This window comes from Streptomyces sp. NPDC056160 (assembly GCF_042268205.1).
Taxonomy (GTDB): domain Bacteria; phylum Actinomycetota; class Actinomycetes; order Streptomycetales; family Streptomycetaceae; genus Streptomyces.
Genome location: NZ_JBHJUW010000091.1, coordinates 22,518 through 32,576 on the forward strand (window position 1 = coordinate 22,518; position 10,059 = coordinate 32,576).

Consider the following 10,059-nt stretch of genomic DNA (forward strand, 5'->3'; position numbering starts at 1 on the left):
TACCGTCACTCCGGTCCGTCCTCTCCCTCCATGCCGTGCAGCAGGCCCAGCTGGATCTGCGTCACACTGCGCCGCGTGACGTAGCTGCCGCGGCCGGGCGGCAGCACCTTCGGCCTGATGTTGTTGAACAGATAGCCCTCGCTGGGCGGGCAGGACAGCAGCAGGCCCGGTGTGTTGACCTCCAGCATGCGCCGGACCAGCGGTTCGTTGATGCCGCGCATCGCGCCCGCCGCGGCCCGGGTGACGACCATGTGCAGACCCACCTCGTAGCCCAGCGGCAGGTGTTCCAGCAGGGGTTCGAAGACCGGCCGCACCGGGTTGGCCACGAGGTCGTAGTCGTCGACGAGGATGAAGAGCCGGGGCCCTGACCACCAGTCGGGCTGTCGCATCTGGGCCGGAGTGATGTCCGGTCCGGGCGTGCGGGTCTTCAGCGCGCGGCTCACCCCGTCGGTGTACTCGGCCAGTTGGTCGACCGACACCGCGTGGCCGAGCTGGTATTCGCGGGGCACCGCCTCGACGAGTTCGCGGCGGAAGTCGACCACGAGGATCCGTGCCTCCGCCGGGGTGAACCGCTCGGTGATCCCCTTCGCCACCAGGCGCAGCAGATTGGTCTTGCCCGACTCGCTGTCGCCGAAGGCCACCAGGTGCGGGGTCTCGGCGAAGTTGTGCCAGGCCGGTGCGAGCTGGGTCTCCTCCACACCGAGCGCCACGTGGAAGGGCCGTCCCTCGGGTGCGGGCGGCAGTTCGGCGGCGTCCAGTTCGGTGGGCAGCATGCGCACGGGCGGTGCGGACGGGCCCTGCCAGCTCTCGGCCACGGCTGCCACCAGGTCGGTCACGCCGTCGCCGAGGCTGCCCGGGTCGTCGATGCCGTCGATGCGCGGCAGGGCGGACAGGAAGTGCAGCTTGGAGTCGCTCGTCAGACCGCGTCCCGGCACGGCGGGCACGGTCCGGGCCCGGCGCATGTCGATGCTGGAGTCCAAAGCGTCGCCCATGCGCAGCTCCAGCTTGGTGCCCGACTGGTCGCGGACGGCCGAGTTCAGCTCCGCCCAGCGGGTGGTCGCGGTCACCAGGTGGATGCCGTAGTTCAGACCGCTGGAGGCGAGCTGGGCGACCGTCTGCGTGTGGTCCTGGAACTCCTGCCGCATGGTCTGCCAGCCGTCGATCACCAGGAAGACGTCCCCGTGCCGTTCCTCGGGGAACTCGCCGGCCGCGCGGCGGCGGCGCAGGGTGGCCATGGAGTCGATCGAGTGCTCCAGGAACAGCCGCTCCCGGTGCGCGAGCAGCGTGGTCATCTCGGCCAGGGTGCGGCCCACCCGCTCGGCCTCCAGCCGGCCCACGACCCCGCCCACATGCGGCAGTCCGGTCAGCGAGGCGAGTGATCCGCCACCGAAGTCCAGGCAGTAGAACTGCACTTCGAGCGGCGTGTGGGTGAGGGCCAGGGCGGTGATCAGGTTGCGGACGAGCGTGGACTTGCCGCTCTGCGGGCCGCCCGCGACGGCCACGTGCCCGCCGGCGCCGCCGAGATCCACCGTCAGCAGGTCGCGTACCTGTTCGAAGGGCTTGTCGACGATGCCGAGAGGGACCCGTAGCCTGCCGCGGTCCGCCCAGTCGGCCGTGGTCAGACCCAGTTCGGGGTCCGGGATCAGCGGCGGCAGCAGCGCGTCCAGCGTCGGCGGTTCGCCCAGCGGCGGCAGCCACACCTCGTACGCCGGCGGCCCGGAGCCGCGGAGCTTGTCCAGGGCCACCGCCAGCAGGCTGTCGGCCTCCTCCTCGTCCGCACCGGCCACCGCGGGCACCGGCTCCGGGGCCGCGGCCTCGTCGCGCCCGCCCACCCAGTCCCCGGTCCAGGGCATCACCTGACCGGCGATCTTCTCCTGGGCCAGCGCGCCCACCTTCTGCCGGTAGGGCCCGGAGACGTACGCGGCCCGGAACCGGGTCAGCGGCTCGACACCGCTCTTGAGGAAGCCGCTGCCCGGCTGTGAGGGCAGCTCGTAGGCGTCCGGCACACCGAGCACGCCCCGGCTCTCCATCGCCGAGAACGTCCGCAGGCCGATGCGGTAGGACAGATGGCCCTCCAACTGGTGCATCCGGCCCTCGTCCAGCCGCTGCGAGGCCAGCAGCATGTGCACGCCCAGCGACCGGCCCAGCCGGCCGATCGCCACGAACAGATCCATGAACTCCCTGTGCGCGGCGAGCAGTTCGCTGAACTCGTCCACGACGACCAGCAGACTGGGCAGTGGCTCGAGCGGCGTACCGGCCGCGCGTGCCTTCTCGTAGTCGAGCACCGAGGTGAAGTTGCCCGCGCTGCGCAGCAGTTCCTGCCTGCGCTGGATCTCGCCGCGCAGGGCGTCCTGCATACGGTCCACCAGCGCGACCTCGTCGGCCAGGTTGGTGATCACCGCGGAGGTGTGCGGCAGTTCGTCGAGGCCGAGGAAGGTCGCGCCGCCCTTGAAGTCGACGAGGACGAAGTTGAGCGTCTCCGACGAATGGGACAGGGCCAGCCCCAGCACCAGGGTGCGCAGCAGTTCGCTCTTGCCGGAACCAGTGGCACCGATCAGCATGCCGTGCGGTCCCATGCCGTCCTGGGCGGACTCCTTGATGTCCAGCTCGACGGGGCGCCCGTCGGCGCCCACCGCGATCGGCACCCGCAGCCGCTGGCGCTGTCCACCGCGCCGCTCCCAGAACTCGGCGGGCGAGAACCGGTGCAGGTCGGGGATGCCGAGCAGCGTGGTCAGCTGGATGTCGGTGGCCAGCGGCTGCGCGGCCTCCGCGGTCGCCCCGGTGCGCATCGGGGCGAGCACGGCGGCCAGCGCCCGCGCGGCAGCCGGTCCGAGCCGGTCCACGCGGCCCAGCGCGATCGTCGTCTCCTTGCGGTCGCGGTCGGTGCGTACGATCTTCAGCTCGTCGTGCGCCCGGCCGCCCGGATCCTGCGGCTCCTCCTCCTCGACACGCAGCCGGAGCACCGTACGCCCAGGCCGCCAGGGCAGCCCCCCGGCCAGGTCCACGACGACGGCGTTGCGGAATCCGGCCCGCGCCGCCCGGTGGCCCTCGGGCAGTTGGCCGCCGTCCAGGACGACGACCACGTACGGCTCGTCGGCCGTGGGCGAGGCACCCGGTTCGAAGTTGGCCCGGCCGGTGAACTCCTCGCCGAGCAGGTCCTCCAGTTCGGTGAAGGCCGAGGTGATCAGACGGGCCGGACCGGCGCCGTCCGACTCGTCCGGGTGCAGCGTGTGGGGCAGCCACTTGGCCCACTCCCAGTCCGCGCGGTGTTCGGGGGCGACACAGAACGCGATCATCAGGTTCTGCGGTGTGTGGGCCACCGCCAGCTGGCACACCAGGGCGCGCGCCGCGTCCAGCACCTTCGCCCGCTCGCCCCGGAGGAGAACGCGCGCCCAGGCCCGCAGGAACAGCGCGATCGGCTGCTCCGGGACGGTCGAGTAGGCGTTGATGAAGGCCCGCAGCGCGTGCGCGGTCAGCGGGTCCAGGTCCTCCACCGGCTTGGTTGCCTTGTTCGCCAGGCGCAGCGAGAGCCGCTGGTCACCGACGGCGAGCCGGACCTCCGCGAAGTCCTCGTCCGCGACCCGGCGTTCCCACAGCCGGGTGGTGGCCGCGAACGACCACAGCTCCTCCGGCTCCGGGTGCCGCCAGGCCAGGGCTCGCTGCTGCTCGGCCACCGCGGCGCGCGCCTTGCGTCGCATCCCGCCGAGGTAGCGCAGGTAGTCGCGGCGCACGCCCTGCATCTTCTGCTTGCGCTCGGCACCGGACTTCACCAGCTGTCCGACAAGCATCGTGATCATGGACAGCAGCATGAGTCCGACCACGAGATAGATGATCGGGCCCGTACCACTGCCGATACGTGTGTACAGCAGCACCATGCCGACCGACATGCCCGCCATCGGCAGATACGTCAGCAGCCCGGCCGACGAGGCCGGTGTCGACTCGGCCAGGGTCGGCGGCTCCTGGAGGACCAGTTCGCCGTCTGGGAGGTCCGGGCCGCGCCGACGGGCCGGCCTGCGGAAGAACACCACGCTCAACTGGGTATCTCCTTCACGTGTGCACGGGAGCAGAAGAACCGGGCCCCGGAGTTGCGGACATGGACCCGGAGACTCACGGTGAGAACACGTATGTGGTCATGAGAGTATCTGCTGTCAGGCACTGTTGGCGAAGGCACCCGGCATGCCCTCGACCGCCGCCCGCTCCGCCCCGGCCATCTGGCGCTCGCGCCGGGACGAAGCCGCTCCCCAGACCACCTCGCCGTGCCCGGCCGGCCCGCCCGCCGGCCGAACCGGCCGTGCATGTCCCCCCGGAAGGCTGTTGCCCTCATGAGCGAGAGCTCGATGAACGGGTTGTGCCGTCTCACGGTGCGCGCCCCCGAGAAGACCCTGGACCTGGCCGTACCGGCCGACGTCCCCATCGCGGACCTGCTGCCCGTGATCGCCACGCACGCGGGCGAGGACCTGGCCGAACAGGGCCTGGAACACGGCGGCTGGTCCCTCCAGCGCATCGGCGGCAGCCCGCTGGACCTGGAGGGGACCCCCGCCTCGCTCGAACTCAGGGAGGGCGAGACGCTGTTGCTGCGCCCGCGGCGGCAGGAGCTTCCGCCGGTCCGCTACGACAGCCTGCTGGAGGCCGTCTCCGCCGCCGTACGGGCCCTCCCGCACGCCTGGACACCCGACGTCAGCCGGTGGGTGCTGCGCACCCTGATGGGCGCGGCGCTGCTCGGCTGCCTGGTCCTGCTCGCCACCTCGGACGCCGCCCGCGGCGACCGCGCCGTGCTCGCCGCCGGCGCCGCCCTGCTGGCGCTGTCCGGCGCGGGTTCGGCGGCACGTGTCCTGGAGGACCGGCCGGGAGGTGTGCTGCTCGGCCTGTTCGGCGCCGCCTTCCTCGCCGTGGCCGGCCTGCTGCTGACCGGCGGCGGCCGGGCCGGGGACGGAGCGGCGCGCACCGTCGGCGCGCATCTGCTCGCGGCCGGCGCGGCCGGCGCGGTCGGACTGGTGCTGGCCAGCGCGATGGTGGCCGGCTACCCCGTGGTGTTCGCCGCCGCCGGGGTCGTCTGCCTGGCCGCGGCCCTCGGCGGCGGCGTCATGCTGGGCCTGGACGTGTCCTTCCCGCAGGCCGCCTCAGCCGTCGCCGTCGGCGTGGTGGTCCTCGGCGCCTTCGTCCCCATGCTCTCCTTCTCCCTGGCCGGACTGCGCCTGCCCCCGCTGCCGACCAGCCCCGAACAGCTCCAGGAGGGCATCGAACCGCGCACCGAGGACGACGTGGCGGCCGGGGCCGCCGCCGTCGACCGGTGGATGACCGGGCTGTACGGGGCGGTCGGCCTGGTGTGCCTGGTCTGTCTGGTGGCCATGGCACAGCGGCCCGGCACGGCGGAGACGGTGACCGCACTGCTGCTCTCGGTGCTGCTCGCCCTGCACGCGCGCAACCTGGGGACCTCCTGGCAGCGGATCGCCCTGGTCCTGCCGGCCGGCCTCGGTAGCCTGCTGCTCGCCGTCGAGTCCGCCCGCACCCACGGCACCGGCGGCGAACTCCTCGGCACCGCCGTCCTGCTGGCCGCCGCCGCACTCGCCGGCGTCGTCTGCTGGACGGTCCCCGGCCGCCGGCTGCTGCCCCACTGGGGCCGGGCGGGGGACCTGCTCCAGTCCGCGGCGGCGCTGGCGCTGCTTCCGACGACGCTGTGGGTCCTGGACGTCTACCGGAGCCTGCGCGGCCTGAACGGCTGACCCTCCGATCCTCTGAGGAGTGACACCATGCAGTCCCGACGCGATCAGGTCATGGCGCATCAGTTCCTGGTGTCCCGTCTGACCTCCGGCCTGCTGCGGGCCGATCCCGACCTGGCCGAGCCGCCCGCCCGGCGCACCAATCGCGGCATCACCTACGGCACGGTCGTCGCCGTCGTCGTCGCGGCGGGGTTCCTGCTCTTCGGCTTCATCAAGCCGGGGGGCAACAGCTCCTGGCGGGACGGCAAGTCGCTGATCGTCGAGAAGGGGACGGGCACCCGCTACGTCTACGACGGGCGGCTCCATCCGGTGCTCAACTACCCCTCCGCCCGGCTGCTGCTCGGCTCGGACATGCCGACCGTCTCGGTGTCCGCGCAGTCTCTGGCCGAGGCCCGGCACGGCAACCCCGTCGGCATCCCCGGCGCCCCCGACTCGCTGCCTGCCCCCGCCGTCCTCAACGCCCGGCCCTGGCAGGTGTGCGCCGCGACCGCCGTCACTGCGCCGGGCGCCCGCAAGCCGCTGACCGTGCTCGCCGTCGACACCGAACTCCAGGGGGTGGGCGTGCGTTCCGAGCAGGGCGTGCTGGTGCACGGGCCGGACGGCGCCACGTACCTGCTGTGGCAGGACAACAGGTTCCGCGTGACGGGCGGCAAGTCCACGCTGGCCGCGCTCGGTTACGGGGGTACCGACGCGCTCCCCGTCTCGGCCGCCTTCCTGGACGGCGTCCCCGCCGGAGCCGACCTCACCGCGCCCGCGCTGTCCGGCCTGGGCTCGGCCGGTCCGAGCCTGGACGGCCGTGCGACCCGGGTGGGCCAGGTGTTCACTGTGCAGACACCCGGTTCCGCGCAGCGGTACTACGTGCTCGGCCACGACGGTCTGATCCCGCTGACCGCGACGCAGGCGGCCCTGGTGCTCGGTGACCGGCACACCAAGGAGAAGGCGTACCCGGGCAGCGCGCCCGCGGCCGTCGCGCTGTCCGCCGAGGCGCTGGGCGGCACCCTCGCCCCCACTGGTTCCGACTCCGCCCGGACGGTACGGCAGTCCGGCGTCCGCCTGCCGCAGCAGCCGCCGGCGCTGCTGACCGTGCCCGACTCCGCCGGTGTCTGCGTCGGCCTCGACGCGCAGGGTACCCGGGCCGTCCAGGTGACCCTCTCCCTGGTGCCGGTGCGCACGCTCACCGACCAGGCCCTGCCCCCGCTCAAGGCGTCCGCCCCCGCGTGCCTCGCCGTCGACGGCATCGCCGCGGCACCCGGCGGTGGCAGCCTGGTACGCGCCCTGAACAGCTCGGGCGCCGGCACGGGCACCGCCACCTACCTCGTCACGGACAACGGGGTGAAGTACCGTCTGCCGGCCGCGGAGGCCGCCAAGGCGCTCGGCTACGACCTCGGCGCCGCCGAGGGCCTGCCCGGCGCCCTGCTCAACATGCTCCCGACCGGCCCGGATCTGGCCCCCGCGAGTGCGGCCACCGGCCGGGTGTCGGTCACCGGCACACCTCCGTGCGGGCGGGACGGCCGGGCGGCCGGCAACTCCGCGTGAAAGTTCGTTGATTGATGTGAACCACCAACTTCATGTATCTCGTGTTAGATATGTAGCGGGAGGCTTGTCGGCGCCACGGCACCTCCGTTCACACCCCTGCTCGTGATCCGGTGCCTTTGCCGAAGGTGCCGGGCCACGGGACGACCCACGAGACCAGGAGGCCGAGATGAGCAACGGGCCGGGCGATGACGCCAAGAAGTCATCAGGCAGGACATACAGCGGGATTCACAACGCACTGGTGTCGGCGAAGCGGCAGCTCGACAACGTGCACACGAACGTCGACTCCATCCGCGGACAGCTGGCCAACACCTACGGCGGCGAGGACGGTCAGGCGTTCATCGGGGTCATCGACCGGTGGATGGGGGACTTCAACCGCATCACGGCCGCGTGCGACAAGATCGCCGCGACCGTGGAGGGCAGCAGCCACGTCGACTTCAAGGCGCAGTCGAATAACCTGAACGAGATCCACGGGCGGGCCCAGCAGTCCGTGTTCGGCGGCGCTTCCCATCAGGCCCACAACGTCATGATGGGCGGCTGAGTCTCGAACCTCCGCACAGCCGGTGACGGAGCCTGTGACGCGCCGCACAGACACACACAGAGCATAGGGAGACAGCATGGGTATCGATATTCACATCACGGGTGCCACCCAGGCCCACCAGGAGATGGAAGACCAGACCACCAACCTGGAAAAGATCATCAACGAGCTGACGGCCCAGCTCGACGCGTTCACCAAGGAATGGGTGGGTGAGGACGCGACCACATACGGCCAGGTCAAGAACGAATGGCATGCGTGCCTGGCTCAGGCACGGACGCTTCTCGCCGGCAACGGCAACACGCTGATAGACAACGTGCGGTCACTCGCCAACGCGTCCGCGACGAACAGCGACAGTTTCCGCAGGGTCACTTTCTGACCGACGCGCTTCCCGTCGGCCCCCGTGTGAGGAGAAGTCAGTGCCTGCGGACGACTTTCATCTGGAGCGGTTGGACTACGCCGCTCTCCAGGCTTTCATCGACGGCGGTGTCAAGCCGTTCGAGGAGGGTCTGAAGAACATACGGAACTCGGACGCGCAGTCCCCGAGTCTGTTCGAGCTCTCCACCAGGGCTCCTGTCATGCGCCTCGGTTTCTTGGAAGGCGACGAGACCACGGGCATGCAGGGACTGTCCGGACGGACGAAGACGGCTGCTGGCGCCGTCGACAAGGTCTTCAACAAACACGTCACCGCCTTCGGGGAACTCCACCGCAAGCTGGACGAAGTCGGTGCGTCGATGCGGAAGGCTCAGCAACACAACCTCGCCGAGGTGGACGCGCAGAAGTTCCTGTCCGCCTTCAGTGGCTACGAGGCGGCGCTGGGCGGCGGCAACAGCAACGCGAGCCAGACGCCTCCGAGTTCCAAGAGCTGAGCGACTGAATCACCTGGACGGAGCAGGACATCATGCCGACGGACAATTGGGAACACGCCATCACCCAGATGACCGGCTGGCGGATGCCCGAACGCAAGGAGATCCAGGAGAAGAACGGCGACAGCAATGCCCCCTGGGTGAACATCAGCATCACGAATCTGGGCGATGTCAAGGCGTCCGATCTCGCGCTCCACCATGAGGAGAAGGAGAACGGGTTTCGCCTGCAGTTCTTCCGTGCAGCCGACCTGGTGATCGAGATGGGGCTCCGGATGGTGGTGGTCACCCGGTGGCAGGTGGACATCGACTATGTCCAGCTGGATGCCGTCGAGGACTACCTGGGAAACCCGTTGCGTGCTCTGACGAGTCTGGTGTCCCGGCACACCTCTGTGGAGGATCCGCCTTCCTCGTCCGGTGCTCCGGCGCCGGACGAGGGCGTCGATCTGCTGAACTTCGTGAGACTTGCGGAGTCGTTCGACCGGGCGGGCCGTTTCTTCAAGGAACACACCCAGACCCTCGAGGACTGGAAGAAGGACCTCGGCGACGAGCAGGCTTCCTGGAAAGGCACCGCGGCGGGAGCCTTCTATCATCTGATCGATGATCTCCATGCGAAGTACGAGAACTACACGAGACAGCTGGTGCTCCCTGAGGGAAGCCACAGGTACAAGCCGGCATCGAAGCCCGACTACGAGCCGCTGACGGTCCACGCGAATTCTCTCATCGCCGCCGAGCGTGCTGCGTACGAGGCGTTCTGGGAGCTCTACCAGGCACACATGAAGTTTCTCTGGGGGCAGTCGGGAGAGATTCCCATGTACTGGCCCGACGGCATCATCAACGGCCAGCGCGTGCAGGCTCGCCCCAAAGACGTCCTGAACGCCTATTTCCGTGCCATGGCCGATTACATCGGCAAGGTCAACGCCGGCGGACTGGGCACGAACGGCAAAAAGATCATCATCTATCCCGAGCGGTACAGCGAGAACTCGCACTACGGTGCCTTCTCCGACACCAGCACCTGGGCCAATATCGCGGGCTATGCGCGCGACGCGTGGACCAAGAACGTCGAGATGAACCTCGACGAGCCCGCCAGCCGCGTCGTCAGCGGGCTCCAGAGGATGCTGAACCACGAGCTGGACCCCAACTGGAACACCGCTTTCGCCTTCGAGGACACCTCGAACACCTCACTGGCCAACGAGGTGAACCAGGAGATCCAGGAGAAGAGCAGCAACGACCTCAACGAGAGCTTCAAATCGCTCAACGACAATTTCAACACCGGGCTGAGCGACCTCGGCGGCGGTATGAAGGACGGGTTCGACAATTTCAACACCGGGCTGAGCGACCTCGGCGGCGGTATGAAGGACGGGTTCGACAATTTCAACACCGGGCTGAGCGACCTCGGCGGCGGTAT

Annotated in this window: 7 protein-coding genes; 6 read left to right on the plus strand and 1 reads right to left on the minus strand. The window is 70.0% G+C overall.

What is annotated here, in order from left to right:
• Positions 1-5: 5 nt before the first annotated feature.
• On the minus strand, positions 6-4,028 hold the full coding sequence (eccCa, locus tag ACFC02_RS28275; RefSeq protein ID WP_376363031.1) for a type VII secretion protein EccCa: 4,023 nt from the start codon (positions 4,026-4,028) through the stop codon (positions 6-8).
• Positions 4,029-4,322: 294 nt separating this feature from the next.
• Here eccCa and eccD point away from each other — a divergent pair, with 294 nt between their 5' ends.
• From eccD to ACFC02_RS28305, 6 genes are all read left to right on the plus strand, one after another.
• Complete coding sequence (gene eccD / locus ACFC02_RS28280) at positions 4,323-5,723, plus strand: type VII secretion integral membrane protein EccD (protein WP_376362999.1); 1,401 nt, start codon at positions 4,323-4,325, stop codon at positions 5,721-5,723.
• 27 nt (positions 5,724-5,750) lie between these two features.
• On the plus strand, positions 5,751-7,256 hold the full coding sequence (eccB, locus tag ACFC02_RS28285) for a type VII secretion protein EccB (RefSeq protein ID WP_376363002.1): 1,506 nt from the start codon (positions 5,751-5,753) through the stop codon (positions 7,254-7,256).
• A 166-nt stretch (positions 7,257-7,422) separates the two neighbouring features.
• Positions 7,423-7,794 carry a hypothetical protein gene (locus ACFC02_RS28290; RefSeq protein WP_376363005.1) on the plus strand — a complete coding sequence of 124 codons (372 nt, stop codon included), beginning with the start codon at positions 7,423-7,425 and terminating at the stop codon, positions 7,792-7,794.
• A 76-nt stretch (positions 7,795-7,870) separates the two neighbouring features.
• Entirely contained in the window at positions 7,871-8,167 is a 297-nt protein-coding gene (locus ACFC02_RS28295) for a WXG100 family type VII secretion target (RefSeq protein ID WP_376363008.1), read from the plus strand.
• A 40-nt stretch (positions 8,168-8,207) separates the two neighbouring features.
• Positions 8,208-8,657, plus strand: coding sequence for a type VII secretion system-associated protein (locus tag ACFC02_RS28300; RefSeq protein ID WP_376363011.1), 450 nt, complete (start codon positions 8,208-8,210; stop codon positions 8,655-8,657).
• 32 nt (positions 8,658-8,689) lie between these two features.
• The coding region (locus tag ACFC02_RS28305) for an AAWKG family protein (RefSeq protein WP_376363014.1) at positions 8,690-10,059 on the plus strand (1,370 nt) is incomplete at its 3' end.

Excerpts from the sequence above, each read along its gene's own strand:
- ACFC02_RS28290 (WP_376363005.1), top strand. The coding sequence starts at position 7,423 with ATGAGCAACGGGCCGGGCGATGACGCCAAGAAGTCATCAGGCAGGACA.
- eccD (WP_376362999.1), top strand. The coding sequence starts at position 4,323 with ATGAGCGAGAGCTCGATGAACGGGTTGTGCCGTCTCACGGTGCGCGCC.
- ACFC02_RS28295 (WP_376363008.1), top strand. The coding sequence starts at position 7,871 with ATGGGTATCGATATTCACATCACGGGTGCCACCCAGGCCCACCAGGAG.
- eccB (WP_376363002.1), top strand. The coding sequence starts at position 5,751 with ATGCAGTCCCGACGCGATCAGGTCATGGCGCATCAGTTCCTGGTGTCC.